Origin of the sequence: Bradyrhizobium sp. 2TAF36, from assembly GCF_052114925.1 — a bacterium.
In the GTDB taxonomy this organism is placed as follows: Bacteria; Pseudomonadota; Alphaproteobacteria; order Rhizobiales; family Xanthobacteraceae; genus Bradyrhizobium; species Bradyrhizobium barranii.
Genome location: NZ_JBFRFR010000025.1, coordinates 65,920 through 80,554 on the forward strand (window position 1 = coordinate 65,920; position 14,635 = coordinate 80,554).

15 protein-coding genes are annotated in these 14,635 nt (G+C 64.5%); 14 read left to right on the forward strand and 1 reads right to left on the reverse strand.

Annotated features, from left to right (window positions below):
* The first annotated feature begins 4 nt into the window (after positions 1 to 4).
* The 6 genes from AB4Z51_RS16010 to AB4Z51_RS16035 all read left to right on the forward strand — a co-directional run bounded on the left by AB4Z51_RS16010 (position 5) and on the right by AB4Z51_RS16035 (position 5,124).
* Positions 5 to 490 carry a GNAT family N-acetyltransferase gene (locus tag AB4Z51_RS16010; RefSeq protein ID WP_085399729.1) on the forward strand — a complete coding sequence of 162 codons (486 nt, stop codon included), beginning with the start codon at positions 5 to 7 and terminating at the stop codon, positions 488 to 490.
* Positions 490 to 999: a dihydrofolate reductase gene (locus AB4Z51_RS16015; RefSeq protein WP_085399728.1), complete on the forward strand. Its 510-nt coding sequence runs from the start codon at positions 490 to 492 to the stop codon at positions 997 to 999. Before AB4Z51_RS16010 ends, AB4Z51_RS16015 begins: the two co-directional genes overlap by 1 nt.
* A 154-nt stretch (positions 1,000 to 1,153) precedes the next feature.
* A complete protein-coding gene (gene hflK, locus AB4Z51_RS16020; protein WP_063981619.1) occupies positions 1,154 to 2,290 on the forward strand; it encodes an FtsH protease activity modulator HflK in 1,137 nt (378 codons plus the stop codon).
* A complete protein-coding gene (hflC, locus tag AB4Z51_RS16025; RefSeq protein WP_063981620.1) occupies positions 2,287 to 3,183 on the forward strand; it encodes a protease modulator HflC in 897 nt (298 codons plus the stop codon). Before hflK ends, hflC begins: the two co-directional genes overlap by 4 nt.
* A 71-nt stretch (positions 3,184 to 3,254) precedes the next feature.
* Entirely contained in the window at positions 3,255 to 3,461 is a 207-nt protein-coding gene (locus tag AB4Z51_RS16030; RefSeq protein WP_025038031.1) for a DUF2065 domain-containing protein, read from the forward strand.
* A gap of 157 nt (positions 3,462 to 3,618) precedes the next feature.
* Complete coding sequence (locus AB4Z51_RS16035; protein ID WP_071910517.1) at positions 3,619 to 5,124, forward strand: Do family serine endopeptidase; 1,506 nt, start codon at positions 3,619 to 3,621, stop codon at positions 5,122 to 5,124.
* Between the two features lie 144 nt (positions 5,125 to 5,268).
* On the opposite strand, the gene serB is transcribed toward AB4Z51_RS16035, so the two are convergent.
* Positions 5,269 to 6,174, reverse strand: coding sequence for a phosphoserine phosphatase SerB (gene serB / locus AB4Z51_RS16040; protein ID WP_085399727.1), 906 nt, complete (start codon positions 6,172 to 6,174; stop codon positions 5,269 to 5,271).
* A gap of 11 nt (positions 6,175 to 6,185) precedes the next feature.
* Here serB and miaA point away from each other — a divergent pair, with 11 nt between their 5' ends.
* The 8 genes from miaA (at position 6,186) to ilvC (ending at position 14,175) form a co-directional block, all read left to right on the forward strand.
* Positions 6,186 to 7,142, forward strand: coding sequence for a tRNA (adenosine(37)-N6)-dimethylallyltransferase MiaA (gene miaA / locus AB4Z51_RS16045; protein WP_085399726.1), 957 nt, complete (start codon positions 6,186 to 6,188; stop codon positions 7,140 to 7,142).
* 329 nt (positions 7,143 to 7,471) lie between these two features.
* Positions 7,472 to 9,247 (forward strand): acetolactate synthase 3 large subunit, encoded by a 1,776-nt coding sequence (locus tag AB4Z51_RS16050; protein WP_063981624.1) that lies wholly within the window; start codon positions 7,472 to 7,474, stop codon positions 9,245 to 9,247.
* 4 nt (positions 9,248 to 9,251) lie between these two features.
* On the forward strand, positions 9,252 to 10,223 hold the full coding sequence (locus tag AB4Z51_RS16055; RefSeq protein WP_441497626.1) for a threonine dehydratase: 972 nt from the start codon (positions 9,252 to 9,254) through the stop codon (positions 10,221 to 10,223).
* Positions 10,224 to 10,246: 23 nt separating this feature from the next.
* Entirely contained in the window at positions 10,247 to 10,789 is a 543-nt protein-coding gene (ilvN, locus tag AB4Z51_RS16060; protein WP_441497627.1) for an acetolactate synthase small subunit, read from the forward strand.
* A 3-nt stretch (positions 10,790 to 10,792) separates the two neighbouring features.
* Positions 10,793 to 11,488, forward strand: coding sequence for a class I SAM-dependent methyltransferase (locus tag AB4Z51_RS16065; RefSeq protein WP_135214120.1), 696 nt, complete (start codon positions 10,793 to 10,795; stop codon positions 11,486 to 11,488).
* 49 nt (positions 11,489 to 11,537) lie between these two features.
* Entirely contained in the window at positions 11,538 to 12,413 is an 876-nt protein-coding gene (locus tag AB4Z51_RS16070; RefSeq protein WP_085399723.1) for an EamA family transporter, read from the forward strand.
* Between the two features lie 7 nt (positions 12,414 to 12,420).
* Complete coding sequence (locus tag AB4Z51_RS16075) at positions 12,421 to 13,023, forward strand: LysE family translocator (RefSeq protein ID WP_085399752.1); 603 nt, start codon at positions 12,421 to 12,423, stop codon at positions 13,021 to 13,023.
* 132 nt (positions 13,024 to 13,155) lie between these two features.
* Positions 13,156 to 14,175 (forward strand): ketol-acid reductoisomerase, encoded by a 1,020-nt coding sequence (ilvC, locus tag AB4Z51_RS16080; RefSeq protein ID WP_071910530.1) that lies wholly within the window; start codon positions 13,156 to 13,158, stop codon positions 14,173 to 14,175.
* Positions 14,176 to 14,635 lie beyond the last annotated feature (460 nt).

The window sequence follows — 14,635 nt, forward strand, 5'->3', positions numbered from 1 at the left end:
GCAGATGTCGTTGACCATCCGCCGCGTGCGCGCCGGTGAAGCCGGGCTGGTTCTTGCTCTCATCCGCGAGCTTGCCGAATACGAAAAGCTTTCGCACGAAGTCGAGGCGACCGAGGCGATGATTGCGGAAGCGCTGTTGGGCGAGCGTCCGCAGCTCTATTGCGCGATTGCCGAGTGGAACGGCGAGCCGGTCGGCTTTGCGGTCTGGTTCGTCAATTTCTCCACTTTCAGCGGCCGTCACGGCATCTATCTCGAAGATCTCTATGTGCGGCCGTCGCATCGGGGCAAGGGCCTTGGCAAGGCGCTGCTGGTCTATCTCGCCAGGGAGTGCGTCGACAACGGCTGGTCGCGGCTGCAATGGGCGGTGCTCGACTGGAATGCGCCGTCGATCGCGTTCTACAAATCGCTCGGCGCCGTCATGATGGACGACTGGACGCTGTGCCGCGTCACCGGCCCCGCGCTGACACGACTTGCAGGGAGCGCGTCCTGATGGAGATCATCTTCGTCGTCGCGATCGCGGAGAACGGCGTCATCGGCGCCGGCAACGGGTTCCCGTGGCGATTGAAATCCGACATGGCGCGCTTCAAGGCGCTCACGATCGGCAAGCCCGTGATCATGGGCCGCAAGACCTTCGAAACCCTGCGCCGGCCGCTTCCTGGCCGTACCAACATCGTCATCACGCGCGATGCGGATTATCGCGCCAATGGCGCCATCGTCACGACATCGGCTGCCGATGCGGGCGCGGTTGCGCTTGGCGATGCCCTGCGGCGTTCGGTCGCCGAGATCGCGGTGATCGGTGGCGCCGAGATCTATCGGCAATGGCTCGATCGCGCCGATCGCCTCGAAATCACCGAAGTGCATGCGCGTCCCGAAGGCGACACGCATTTCGACATCGACAAGGCAGAGTGGGATGAGGTTGGGCGCATCCGGCATCCTGCCGGCCCCGACGACAGCGCCGACTACTCCTATGTGACATATCGTCGGCGGGCGGGCAATTAACCGCATTCGTCAATGTTTACATTGACTTTTTCGTGCCCGAGCATAGCTCGAAGGACAGCCCGGGCCGCGTTGTAAGGGACTTGCCTGTCCCCTATAAAGCCGGACCGGACAAAGCGGGCGGGGGCGATTTTCACCCTGCCGAGGAGAGCGTCGAATGCCGTGGAAGAATCAGGGCGGTGGCCCATGGGGCTCGGGTCCGAAGGGACCATGGGGCAACGGCCCGCAACCGGTCGGGCCAAGGCCGCCGGATCTGGAAGACCTTCTGCGGCGCGGCCAGGACCGCCTCCAGCAGATCATGCCGGGCGGCTATTTCTCCGGCATCGGCATCACGCTGATCGTCCTGCTCATCATCGCGTTCTGGCTGCTGTCGGGCTTCTTCCGGGTGCAATCCGAAGAGCTCGGCGTCGTGCTGCGCTTCGGCAAGCATGTYCGCACCGTGCAGCCGGGTCTGAACTATCATCTGCCCTATCCGATCGAAACCGTGCTGCTGCCGAAGGCGTTGCGCGTCAACACGATCTCCATAGGCATGACGCTGATCGACGATCCGGCACGACGCGGCCGCTCCATTCGTGACGTGCCGGAAGAGAGCCTGATGCTGACCGGCGACGAGAATATCGTCGACGTCGACTTCACCGTGCTCTGGCGCATCAAGCCGGACGGCGTCGGCGACTTCCTCTTCAACATCCAGAATCCCGAAGGCACCGTGAAGGCGGTCTCCGAGAGCGCGATGCGCGAGGTGATCGGCCGCTCGCAGATCCAGCCGATCCTGACCGGTGCGCGCAACGTTACCGAACAGGGCGTGCAGGAGTTGATCCAGAGGACCTTGGACAGCTACGGCGCCGGTATTCTCATCAGCCAGGTGCAGATGCAGAAGGTCGACCCGCCGGCGCAGGTGATCGACGCGTTCCGCGACGTCCAGGCGGCGCGCGCCAATCTCGAGCAGTTGCAGAACGAGGCGCAGACCTACGCCAACCAGGTCGTGCCGCAGGCACGCGGACGTGCGGCGCAGATCACGCAGGCCGCCGAAGGCTACAGGGAGCAGACGGTCGCCGAGGCCAAGGGCCAGAGCTCGCGCTTCCTGAAGGTTTACGAGGAATACAAGAAGGCGCCCGACGTGACGCGTGAACGGATCTATCTTGAGACGATGGAGCGCGTGCTCGGCGGCGCCGACAAGCTCGTCTATGACGGCGGCCCCTCGGGCCAGGGCGTTGTGCCCTATCTGCCGCTCAGTGAGTTGACGACCAAGCGGCCGCCTACCACCGGTCAGCAGTCGAGCGGAGGCAACCGATGAGGTCTCCGGTCACAGGTATCGTCACGCTGCTCGCCCTCCTGCTCGTCGTGATCGTCGGCTACATGTCGCTGTTCACGGTGCAACAGACCGAGCAGACCATCGTGCTGCAGTTCGGCCGTCCCGTCGACGTCGTCACCGCGCCCGGCCTGCACTTCAAGGCGCCGTGGAATTCGGTGATCAACATCGACAAGCGGATCCTCGATCTGGAGAACCCGTCGCAGGAAGCGATCGCGTCCGACCAGAAGCGGCTCGTGGTCGACGCCTTCGCGCGTTACCGCATCAAGGACGCGCTGCGCTTCTACCAGAGCGTCGGCTCGATCCAGGCCGCCAACATCCAGCTCACCACGCTCCTGAACGCGGCGCTGCGCCGCGTGCTCGGCGAGGTCACCTTCATCAACGTGGTGCGCGACGACCGCGAGAAGCTGATGCAGCGCATCCGCGACCAGCTCGATCGCGAGGCCGACGGCTACGGTATCCAGGTCGTCGACGTCCGGATCCGCCGCGCCGACCTGCCGGAGCAGAACAGCCAGGCGGTCTACCAGCGCATGAAGACCGAGCGCGAGCGCGAAGCCGCCGAGTTCCGTGCGCAGGGCGGCCAGAAGGCACAGGAGATCCGCTCCAAGGCCGACCGCGAGGCGACCGTGATCGAGGCGGAAGCCAAATCGCAGGCCGAGCAGATCCGCGGCGTCGGCGACGCCGAGCGCAACCGCCTGTTCGCGGAAGCCTACGGCAAGGACGCCGACTTCTTCGCCTTCTACCGGTCGATGACGGCCTATGAGAACGGGCTGCGCGCGAACGACACCCGCTTCCTGCTGCGGCCGGACTCGGATTTCTTCCGGTTCTTTGGTAACCCGTCCGGCAAGACGGCAACCGAGACGCCGGCGAAGCCGTGAGCTAGACAGAGGGCGGCAGTTCTGCCGCCCTTCGTCCAGACAAGAACAGCACTACGGGAGGTTCCATTCCGATGAGGTCCATTGCGTTCGCCGACTTCCTCATCGGCTTAGGCATCCTGTTCGTGCTGGAAGGCTTGATGTTCGCGGCAAGTCCGAACTGGATGCGCAAGGCCATGAAAAGCGCCATCGCCACGCCGGACAATATCCTGCGGGCGGTTGGGATCGGTTCGGCCGTGGCCGGCCTGGTCTTGATCTGGGTTATGCGCCGTCCGATTTAGGCGTCACGCCAACGCCAAAGTGAAGGCGAGAAACTGGTTTTCGCCGTATTATCCGGGTCTTGAGGCCCGTTAAGCTCCGCGCTTGCGCCGTCCCCCCGTTCGAGCGCAGTCTTGGGGGCGAATCCTTGGCGCCTGATCCTTTTCTCTGGAGATACCAATGACCGCTGCCACCATTGCCCCGACCCGCTTGCGCTTAGGGCTGGCCGCGCTCGCCGTCAGTGCATTCAGCGCGTTCGGCACGCCGGCCCTTGCGCGTGGCCCGGACGGGATCGCCGACGTCGCCGAGAAGGTGATCGACGCGGTCGTCAACATCTCGACCTCGCAGACCGTCGAAGCCAAGGGCGGCGGCGGCGGCAGCAACACCATGCCGCAACTGCCGCCCGGCTCGCCCTTCGAGGAGTTCTTCGACGACTTCTTCAAGAACCGCCGCGGCCCCGGCGGCGGCAGCAAGGGCGGCGAGCGCGGTGACAACCCGCCCCGCAAGACCAACTCGCTCGGCTCCGGCTTCATCATCGACACCGCTGGCGTCGTCGTCACCAACAACCACGTCATCGCGGACGCCGACGAGATCAACGTCATCCTCAACGACGGCACCAAGATCAAGGCCGACCTGGTTGGCGTCGACAAGAAGACCGACCTCGCCGTGCTGAAGATCAAGCCGCCGAAGCCGCTGGTGGCGGTAAAGTTCGGCGACTCCGACAAGTTGCGCCTCGGCGACTGGGTGATCGCGATTGGCAATCCGTTCAGCCTCGGCGGCACGGTGACGGCCGGTATCGTCTCGGCCAAGAACCGCGACATCTCCTCGGGGCCGTATGACAGCTATATCCAGACCGACGCTTCCATCAACCGCGGCAATTCCGGCGGTCCGCTGTTCAACCTCGATGGCGACGTCATCGGCGTCAACACGCTGATCATCTCGCCCTCCGGCGGCTCGATCGGCATCGGCTTTGCCGTGCCCTCGAAGACGGTTGTCGCCGTGGTCGATCAGCTCCGCCAGTTCGGCGAACTGCGCCGCGGCTGGCTCGGCGTGCGCATCCAGAGCGTCACCGACGAGATCGCCGAGAGCCTCAACATCAAGCCCGCGCGCGGCGCGCTGGTCGCCGGCGTCGATGACAAGGGCCCGGCCAAGCCCGCCGGCATCGAGCCCGGCGACGTCGTCGTCAAGTTCGACGGCAAGGACGTCAAGGATCCCAAGGATCTCTCCCGCGTCGTCGCCGACACGGCGGTCGGCAAGGAAGTCGATGTCGTCATCATCCGCAAGGGCCAGGAGGAGACCAAGAAGGTCACGCTCGGCCGTCTCCAGGATCCCGACAAGGTGCAGGCCGCGGTCAAGACCGACGAGCCGGCGCCCGAGAAGCCGGTGACGCAGAAGGCGCTCGGTCTCGATCTTGCCGCGCTCAGCAAGGATTTGCGCACGCGCTACAAGATCAAGGACAGCGTCAAGGGCGTGGTCGTCACCAATGTCGACGCCAATTCGGATGCTGCCGAGAAGCGCCTCTCCGCCGGCGACGTCATCGTCGAGGTCGCGCAGGAGGCCGTCTCCAGCGGCGCCGACATCCAGAAGCGGGTCGACCAGCTCAAGAAGGACGGCAAGAAGTCTGTGCTGCTGCTCGTCTCCAACGCCGACGGCGAGCTGCGGTTTGTGGCGTTGAGCGTGCAGTAGTCGCCGCACAATCCAGTAGGGTGGGCAAAGCGAAGCGTGCCCACCATCTTTCCACCATCGCGACAAGAGTGGTGGGCACGGCGCAAGCGCCTTTGCCCACCCTACGGCCGCTGGGCGTGCCGCAAGTGCTGACGACGGGAGAGGCTAAGCCTCCACGAACTCGTCCCGCCGATACCCCTGAGCATAGAGCAGCGCGGTGAGATCGCCATGGTCGATCCGCGCGGCAGCCGCAGCCGCGACCGCTGGCTTGGCGTGATACGCCACGCCCAGGCCCGCCGCCTGGATCATCGCGAGATCGTTGGCGCCATCGCCGACCACGACCGAGTCGATGTCGTCGAGATCGAACGACTCCATCAGATCCACCAGCGTCGCGAGCTTTGCCGCGCGGCCCAAAATCGGCTCCTTGACCTCGCCGGTGAACTTGCCGTCGCGGACGACGAGCTCGTTGGCGCGGTTCTCCTGGAAGCCGATCTTGGCGGCGACCGCGCGCGTGAACAGCGTGAAGCCGCCGGAGACGAGACAGGTATAGGCGCCGTGGGCGCGCATGGTCGCGACCAGTTCGCGGCCGCCCGGCGTCAACGTGATGCGCTTGGCCAGCACCTCGTCGACCACGCTGGCGGGAAGGTCCTTCAGCAGCGCGACGCGCTCGCGCAGCGCTGGCTCGAACTCGATCTCGCCGCGCATCGCGCGTTCCGTAATCGCCGCCACGTGGGCCTTCATTCCGACGAGATCGGCGAGCTCGTCGATGCATTCCTGGCCGATCATGGTGGAATCCATGTCGGCGAGAAAAAGCTTCTTGCGCCGGAAGCCGACTGGCTGCACCACGATGTCGATGGGAAGGTCGCCGCGAAGCTCGCGCAACCGCTGTTCGATGGCGTGACGGTCGCCTTGGAGGTTATCCTGCGCGCCGAAGGGAATGTCGACCGCAACCCCGTCAAACAGCCAGTGCGCAGGTTGCGCCTGGGGCAGCACGGCGCGGGCGCCGTCGACGATGGTGCTGTCGAGCGCGGGATTGTCGGGATTGCAGATCAGCGTGGCGACGAGGGACATTTGAGGTTTTCGTGAGCGAGGGACAAGTCAGCAGAAGACATGTTGGCAAGGCCGTGCTTATCGCAGGCCCGACCGCCAGCGGCAAGTCGGCGCTGGCGCTCGAGCTTGCCCTGAGTACGGGCGGAATCGTCATCAATGCCGATTCCATGCAGGTCTATCGTGACCTCCGCATCATCACCGCGCGCCCCACACATGGCGAGGAAGGACGCGCGCCGCACCGTCTCTACGGCCACGTCGATGCGGCCGTGAATTTCTCGGCCGGCGCATGGGTGGTCGACGCGACGAAGGCGCTGGACGAGGCGAAAGCCGAAGGCCGCCTGCCGATCTTCATCGGCGGCACGGGCCTTTATTTCAAGGCGCTGACGGCGGGCCTCTCCGTGGTGCCGCCTATTCCCGCCGAAATACGTGAGGACGTGCGCGCGCGGCTGGAGCGGAACGGCGTCGAGGCGCTGCATGAGGAACTTGCACGCCGTGATCCGCGCGCCGCCGAACGATTGAACCTGCGCGACCGCACCCGGATCGCGCGCGCGCTCGAAGTGGTCGAAGCGACGGGCCGTTCGCTGCTCGACTGGCACCATGAAGGCCAGCCGCCGCTGCTGCCCAAGGACAGTTTTCGCGCGGTGTTTCTCGCCCCCGAGCGCGACGAGCTCTATGCCCGCATCGATGCCCGTTTCGATGCCATGCTCGGTGCCGGCGCGTTGAGGGAGGTGGAGTGGCTCGCCGCCAGACATCTCGATCCGCTGCTGCCGGCGATGAAAGCCCATGGCGTGCCGGCCCTGATCCGGCATCTGCGCGGTGAGATCGGCCTGGACGAGGCGGCCACGATCGGTCGCGCCGACACCCGCCACTACGCCAAGCGGCAATTCACCTGGTTCCGGCACCAACTGCCCGAGTTCGAATGGGTGAAGCCGGAGGAGGCGAGGGGGTGGCTTGCCGCCATCGTGAATGCGGAGCGGGACCTCCGCTGACGCGCTTTTGTACCCGGGTTCCCGAATTTACCTCTCGCCGAACCCTGGGAACACCGCTACATTGCCAAAATCGCGCGGGAACGGTCGCATTGCCTTGACATCCGGGCTTTGACCGTTATGTTTCGCGCAACCTTTGGGAAGCCGGGCACCTGCCATGCGTAACATTATTACCAAACTCCTTATCGCCGTCGTACCCAGGCACACCGCCGGGGGTGGCTAGCTGCCATCCACAAGACAGGCGGTGTGCATGGGCCCTCTTCGGGGCCTTTTTTATTTCCCGAACCCGACACGAACGAAGCCGCTGACAACAGCGCATCCGGAGCAAGACAATGAGCGACAAGAGCCACGATCCGAACCAGATGACCGGCGCCGCGATGATCGTTCGCGCGCTCATCGATCATGGCGTGACCGACATTTTCGGCTATCCCGGTGGCGCCGTGCTTCCGATCTATGACGAGATCTTCCAGCAGAGCGAGGTCCAGCACATCCTGGTCCGGCACGAGCAGGGCGCGGGCCACGCCGCCGAGGGCTATGCGCGCTCGACCGGCAAGCCGGGCGTTGCGCTGGTGACCTCCGGTCCCGGCGCCACCAACATGGTGACGCCGCTGACCGACGCGCTGATGGACTCGATTCCGCTGGTCTGCATCTCCGGCCAGGTGCCGACGCATCTGATCGGCAACGACGCGTTCCAGGAGTGCGACACGGTCGGCATCACGCGGCCCTGCACCAAGCACAATTGGCTGGTGCGCGACGTCAACGATCTCGCCAAGGTGCTGCACGAGGCCTTCTATGTCGCGACCTCCGGCCGTCCCGGCCCGGTGCTCGTCGACGTGCCCAAGGACGTGCAGTTCGCGACCGGCACCTATCATCCGCCGCGCAAGTCGGACGTGCACCGCTCGTACGCGCCGCGCGTGAAGGGCGACGCGACGCAGATCCGCAAGGCCGTGTCGCTGCTCGCCAATGCCAAGCGCCCGGTGATCTACAGCGGTGGCGGCGTGATCAATTCCGGCCCCGAGGCGACCAAGCTCCTGCGCGAGCTGGTCGAGGTCACCGGCTTCCCGATCACCTCCACGCTGATGGGCCTGGGTGCCTATCCGGCGTCGGGCAAGAACTGGCTCGGCATGCTCGGCATGCACGGCACCTATGAAGCCAACATGACCATGCATGATTGCGACGTCATGCTGTGCGTCGGCGCGCGCTTCGACGACCGCATCACCGGCCGCGTCGATGCGTTCTCGCCGGGCTCGAAGAAGATCCACATCGACATCGATCCGTCCTCGATCAACAAGAACATCCGTGTCGACGTGCCGATCATCGGCGACTGCGGCAACATCCTCGGCGACATCCTCCAGGTGTTCAAGGCGGAAGCGAAGAAGCCCGACATCAAAGCCTGGTGGCAGCAGATCGCGCAGTGGCGCGCCCGCAACTCGCTCTATTACAAGAAGAGCAACGACGTGATCCTGCCGCAGCACGCGATCCAGAGCCTGTTCGAGGCGACACGCGGCAAGGACACTTACATCACGACGGAAGTCGGCCAGCACCAGATGTGGGCGGCGCAGTTCTTCGGCTTCGAGGAGCCGCATCGCTGGATGACGTCCGGTGGTCTCGGCACCATGGGCTACGGCCTGCCGGCCGCGGTCGGCGTGCAGGTTGCCCATCCCGACAGCCTCGTCATCGACATCGCGGGCGATGCCTCGGTGCAGATGACGATGCAGGAGATGTCGACGGCGGTTCAGTACGAATTGCCGATCAAGATCTTCATCCTGAACAACCAGTACATGGGCATGGTGCGGCAATGGCAGCAGCTGCTGCACGGCAACCGGCTATCGCATTCCTATTCGGAGGCGTTGCCGGATTTCGTCAAGCTCGCCGAAGCCTATGGCGGCGTCGGCATCCAGGTGCACAAGCCCTCTGATCTCGACGGCGCCATCCAGGAGATGATCTCGGTCAAGCGTCCGGTGCTGTTCGACTGCCGCGTCGCGGCGCTCGAAAACTGCTTCCCGATGATCCCCTCCGGCAAGGCGCACAACGAGATGCTGTTGCCCGAGCAGGCCAACGACGAAGCCACGGCAAAGGCGTTCGCCGGCGGCAAGGCGCTGGTGTGACGTCATGTTCGACCTGACGGAGCTCGAGCGCGCACATGCGATCGTGGGGCAGGCGGTGCCGGCGACGCCGGCACGCGGCTGGCCGCTGCTCGCCGAGCGCCTCGGGACGCAGGTCATCGTCAAGCACGAGAACCACACGCCGATCGGCGCCTTCAAGGTGCGCGGGGGTCTCGTCTATCTCGAACGGCTGAAGCGCGAGCGGCCGAACATTCCGGGCATCATCTCGGCGACGCGCGGCAATCACGGCCAGAGCCTGGCCTTTGCCGCGAGCCGTCACGGCGTGCCGGCAGTGATTTACGTGCCGCGCGGCAACTCGGTCGAGAAGAACCGCGCGATGAAGGCGTTTGGCGCCGAGCTCGTCGAGCATGGCGAGGACTTTCAGGCGGCCGCCGAAGAGGCGCAGCGGCGCGCCCAATTTACCGGCCTGCACATGGTGCCGTCGTTCCATCCGGATCTCGTGCTCGGCGTCGCCACCTATGCGCTCGAACTGTTCCGGACGGCGCCGGATCTCGATGTTCTCTATGTGYCGATCGGGCAGGGCTCTGGCATCTCCGGCTGCATCATGGCGCGTGACCTGCTCGGCCTGAAGACCGAGATCGTCGGCGTGYAGTCGACCGAAGCGCCGTCCTACGCGCTGTCGTTCGCGGCCGGCAAGGTCGTGACGACGAAGACCAGCAACACGCTGGCCGACGGCATGGCAACGCGCATTCCCGACGCAGACGCGTTCGCGCTGATCCGCAAGGGTGCCGCGCGCATCGTGCAGATTTCCGACGACGAGGTCGCCGCCGCGATCCGCGCCTACTGGACCGACACGCACAATCTCGCCGAAGGCGCCGGCGCCGCCGCGCTCGCCGCGGCGCTTCAGGAAAAGACCAAGCTGTCAGGCAAGCGCGTCGGTCTCGTGCTGTCCGGCGGCAATATCGATTTCGATCTGTTCCGCAGTTGGGTCGGGGCAGAGGCGCCAGCGATGGCGTGACGGAGAGACAAGAGGGGACGACCATGAACCAGCCGGCATCCGCCTATTTCATCGAGGACCGCCACGATCCCAACGAGACGCATACGCTCTCGGTGCTCGTGCAGAACGAGCCGGGCGTGCTCGCGCGCGTCATCGGGCTGTTCTCCGGGCGCGGCTACAACATCGAAAGTCTCACCGTCTCGGAGACCGAGAGCCAGAAGCACCTGTCGCGCATCACCATCGTCACCACGGGCACGCCGATGGTGATCGAGCAGATCAAGCACCAGCTCGACCGCATGATCCCGGTCTATCGTGTCGTCGACATGACCCTGACCAAGCGCTCGATCGAGCGCGAGCTTGCGATGGTGAAGGTGCGCGGGCAGGGCGAGCATCGTGTCGAGGCGCTGCGGCTGGCGGATGCGTTCCGCGCCCGCGTGATCGATGCCACCACCGAGAGCTTTGTGTTCGAGATCACAGGCAATACGGACAAGATCAACCAGTTTATCGACCTGATGCGCCCGCTCGGCCTTGTCGAGGTGTCGCGCAYCGGCGTTGCCGCGATTGGCCGCGGGCCTGAGGGGATGTGAGCCATGCTGGCGCGCGACTGGTACTATAACGAGCGCAACCGGATGGGAATCGAGCCCGCAGTGGCCTCGATCTACGACGCCCATGACGATGCCGATCTGCGGGCGCGCGCCGCGCTGAAAATGCTCGGGGTGCAGCGCGGCTGGCGCATCGCGGATATCGGCTGTGGCAACGGCGTGCTCGCGACCGAAGCGGCGCTGATGGGTGCCGAGGTGGACGCCATCGATATCTCGCCGGCGATGCTGGCGCTCGCCGAGATCTACGCCCGCGACCGTAAGGCGCCCGTGCGCACACAGTCCGCCGGCTTGCTCAGCTTCGCCTACCGCCCGGAATCCTACGATCTGATCGTCAGCGAGTTCACGCTGCACCATCTGCCGGATTTCTGGAAGGCGGTGGCGATGTCGCGGATCTACCGTGCATTGAAGCCGGGCGCGAGCTTCTATCTGCGCGACATCGTCTACGCCTCGATGCCCGACGCCATCGAGCGCGACGTCGAGCAATGGGCCGACTTCCATATCAAGAACCACGATTTTTCGCGCGAAAGCGTCGTCACGCACATGCGCGACGAATATTCCACCTTCGGCTGGGTGATGGAGCGGTTGCTGACCGATGTCGGCTTCACGCTGGTCTCGGTCGATTACCACGCGCCCATGCACGGTACTTATCTGCTGCGGAAACCGAAAGCCGGCGAGCAAGGCTAGAACAGAACAACAAACAGGGCTGCACGACAAAGCAGAACCGAGAACAACAATGAAGCCGGCCGATATCCTCATCGCCATTCTGGTGGCGGTCATCTGGGGGCTTGCCTTCGTGGCGAGCCGGATCGCGCTCGACGAACTTTCGCCGGAGCTGATGACGGCGATGCGCTTCACCATTGCCGCGGTGCCGTGCCTGTTCATTCCCAAGCCGAAGATCGCCTGGTCGCTGCTGATCGCGATCAGCTTTACGCTGTTCCTCGGCCAGTTCCTGAGCCAAGCCTATGGCATCGCGCACGGTGTGCCGGTGGGGCTCACCAGCGTCGTCGTGCAGAGCCAGGCGCTGTTCACCATCGGCTTTGCCGCGATCGCATTCGGCGAGCGGCCGACGCCGGTGCAGACCCTTGGCATCGTCGTCGCCGCAGTCGGCCTGCTCTTGATCTGCGGTACCGTCGGTTACGATTTCAGCGTTGGTGCCTTCGCGGTGCTGATGATCGCCCCGATTTGCTTTGCCGTCGGCAATCTCCTGCTGCGCGGCGCCCGTGGCGCGCCGATGTTCGACCTGTTCGCCTGGCTCTGCCTGACCGCCGCCGTGCCGCTGTTCGCGCTGGCGCTGGTCGTCAACGGGCCGGCGCCGACCTTCCAGTCGCTGATCCATATGTCGCCGACTGGCCTCGTCTGCCTGCTGGCGATCGGCGCCATCTCGACCAGCATCGCCTATTGGCTGTGGGGCCGGCTGCTGCGTGACTATCCCGCAGCGCAAGTGGTGCCGTTCGCGCTGCTGGTGCCGTTCGTCGGCTCGGCTGCTTCCAGCATCGTGTTTGGCGAGAAGTTCGGCCCGTTGCGGCTGGCCGGGATGCTGACGGTCATCGGCGGCATCGCGGTGATGGTGCTGGCGAGACGCCCGCAGCCGCTGCCGAAGACCGCGTGAGGTGAGCATGTCCCAGTCGCTGCTCTATGCCTTCATCATCTTCGCCCTCGTGATGTTCTTCACGCCGGGGCCGAACAACATCATGCTGCTGTCGTCGGGACTGACTTACGGGTTCCGCCGCACCATCCCGCATATCGCCGGCATCACGATCGGCTTCGCCTTCATGGTCGGCGCCGTCGGCCTCGGGCTCGGCACGGTGTTTCTGGCCTATCCGATCCTCCAGACCATCCTGAAATATGCCGGCGCCGCCTACTTGATTTACCTCGCCGCGGTGATCGCCTTCTCGGGGCCGGCCAAGCGGGGCGAGGAGGACGGCCGCGGCCCGATGACCTTCTGGGGCGCGGCGATGTTCCAGTGGATCAACGCCAAGGGCTGGGTGATTGTGATCGGCACCATCACCGCCTATGCCGCCATCGCCCAATTCCCCCTGAACATCGCGATCCAGACCCTGATCAGCCTGCTCGTCGGCACGGTCTCGACGGTGGTCTGGGCCCTGTTCGGCACTGCACTACGACCGGTACTGACCTCGGAGCGGCTGGTCCGCGCCTTCAATATCGTGATGGCGCTCCTGCTGCTCGCCTCCCTCTACCCCGTTTTCATGGATGCATGATGTCGCGGATTTCCATGCAGAAACGGGTTTCCCTAGGGGCTGAAAATGCTCTAGACAGCCCCCGAAATCCGCAAATTTCACCCTTCGGACACTGACCTTTGGCCGATTCTGGCCCTGAACGAGGAAACGACTATGCGTGTTTATTACGATCGCGACGCCGACCTGAACCTGATCAAGGGCAAGAAGGTCGCCATCGTCGGCTATGGCAGCCAGGGCCACGCCCATGCGCTCAACCTCAAGGACTCCGGCGTCAAGGACGTCGCCATTGCGCTGCGCAAGGACTCGGGCTCGGTCAAGAAGGCGGAAGCCGCCGGCTTCAAGGTGATGGAAGTCGCCGAAGCCGCCAAATGGGCCGACCTCGTCATGATGCTGACCCCGGACGAGCTCCAGGGCGACATTTATCGCGAGCACCTGCACGACAACATGAAGAAGGGCGCCGCCCTCGTGTTCGCGCACGGCCTCAACGTCCACTTCAACCTGCTCGACCCGCGCGCCGACCTCGACGTGCTCATGATCGCGCCGAAGGGCCCCGGCCACACCGTGCGTTCGGAATATCAGCGCGGCGGCGGCGTGCCCTGCCTGATCGCGATCGCCAAGGACGTCTCGGGCAACGCCCATGACCTCGGCCTCTCCTACGCCTCCGCCGTCGGCGGCGGTCGTGCCGGCATCATCGAGACCACCTTCAAGGAAGAGTGCGAGACCGACCTGTTCGGCGAGCAGGTCGTGCTCTGCGGCGGCCTGGTCGAGCTGATCAAGGCCGGCTACGAGACCCTGGTCGAAGCCGGTTACGCCCCGGAGATGGCCTATTTCGAGTGCCTGCACGAAGTGAAGCTGATCGTCGACCTGATCTATGAAGGCGGCATCGCCAACATGAACTACTCGATCTCCAACACCGCGGAGTACGGCGAGTACGTCACCGGTCCGCGCATCGTCACCGCGGAGACCAAGGCCGAGATGAAGCGCGTTCTCGCCGACATCCAGGGCGGCAAGTTCGCCCGCGACTGGATGCTTGAGAACAAGGTCAACCAGACCTCGTTCAAGGCGACCCGCGCCAAGCTCGCCGCGCATCCGATCGAGGAAGTCGGCGCGAAGCTCCGCGACATGATGCCTTGGATCAAGAAGGGCGCGCTGGTCGACAAGAGCAAGAACTGACGGCTGCGCCGTCATTCCGGGTTCGCGACCTCGTCGCGCCCCGGAATGACGAGCGAAACACAAGCTTCGCTCGCCAAACCAAATTTTAAACCTTCTCGACTACATCGGAGCGAGATCGCGAACGGCGGTCTCGCTCCTTTCATCTCGCGCGAAGCATTGCGGCTTCATTCAAATTCTTCGCGAGCTGACATGCCCTCTGAGCGCGAAGAACTGACGCTTAAACCACATTCTTGGTCTCGCGTCGTTTTCATAACTTCTCCAGAAGCTCGCGATCGCCAAAAGCCCAGCGTCTTCAAGATCGAGGATTCGGATCTTCATCTGCATCTTCAGGGCGCAATCAATCTCATGTCGCGAAGTTCGCGCGCCGCTTCATCTTAAGAATCGACACCCGCGACGTCCCTTTGAGCGTTGGTGGCATTGCGCTGACACATCCTTCTCTCCATGATCGCGGGAACTTGAG

What these genes read in the sequence shown, in the direction of transcription:
- AB4Z51_RS16010 (WP_085399729.1), top strand. Translation starts at nt 5, where the DNA reads ATGTCGTTGACCATCCGCCGCGTGCGCGCCGGTGAAGCCGGGCTGGTT.
- AB4Z51_RS16015 (WP_085399728.1), top strand. Translation starts at nt 490, where the DNA reads ATGGAGATCATCTTCGTCGTCGCGATCGCGGAGAACGGCGTCATCGGC.
- hflC (WP_063981620.1), top strand. Translation starts at nt 2,287, where the DNA reads ATGAGGTCTCCGGTCACAGGTATCGTCACGCTGCTCGCCCTCCTGCTC.
- AB4Z51_RS16030 (WP_025038031.1), top strand. Translation starts at nt 3,255, where the DNA reads ATGAGGTCCATTGCGTTCGCCGACTTCCTCATCGGCTTAGGCATCCTG.
- AB4Z51_RS16035 (WP_071910517.1), top strand. Translation starts at nt 3,619, where the DNA reads ATGACCGCTGCCACCATTGCCCCGACCCGCTTGCGCTTAGGGCTGGCC.
- serB (WP_085399727.1), bottom strand. Translation starts at nt 6,174, where the DNA reads ATGTCCCTCGTCGCCACGCTGATCTGCAATCCCGACAATCCCGCGCTC.
- AB4Z51_RS16050 (WP_063981624.1), top strand. Translation starts at nt 7,472, where the DNA reads ATGAGCGACAAGAGCCACGATCCGAACCAGATGACCGGCGCCGCGATG.
- AB4Z51_RS16065 (WP_135214120.1), top strand. Translation starts at nt 10,793, where the DNA reads ATGCTGGCGCGCGACTGGTACTATAACGAGCGCAACCGGATGGGAATC.
- AB4Z51_RS16070 (WP_085399723.1), top strand. Translation starts at nt 11,538, where the DNA reads ATGAAGCCGGCCGATATCCTCATCGCCATTCTGGTGGCGGTCATCTGG.
- AB4Z51_RS16075 (WP_085399752.1), top strand. Translation starts at nt 12,421, where the DNA reads ATGTCCCAGTCGCTGCTCTATGCCTTCATCATCTTCGCCCTCGTGATG.
- ilvC (WP_071910530.1), top strand. Translation starts at nt 13,156, where the DNA reads ATGCGTGTTTATTACGATCGCGACGCCGACCTGAACCTGATCAAGGGC.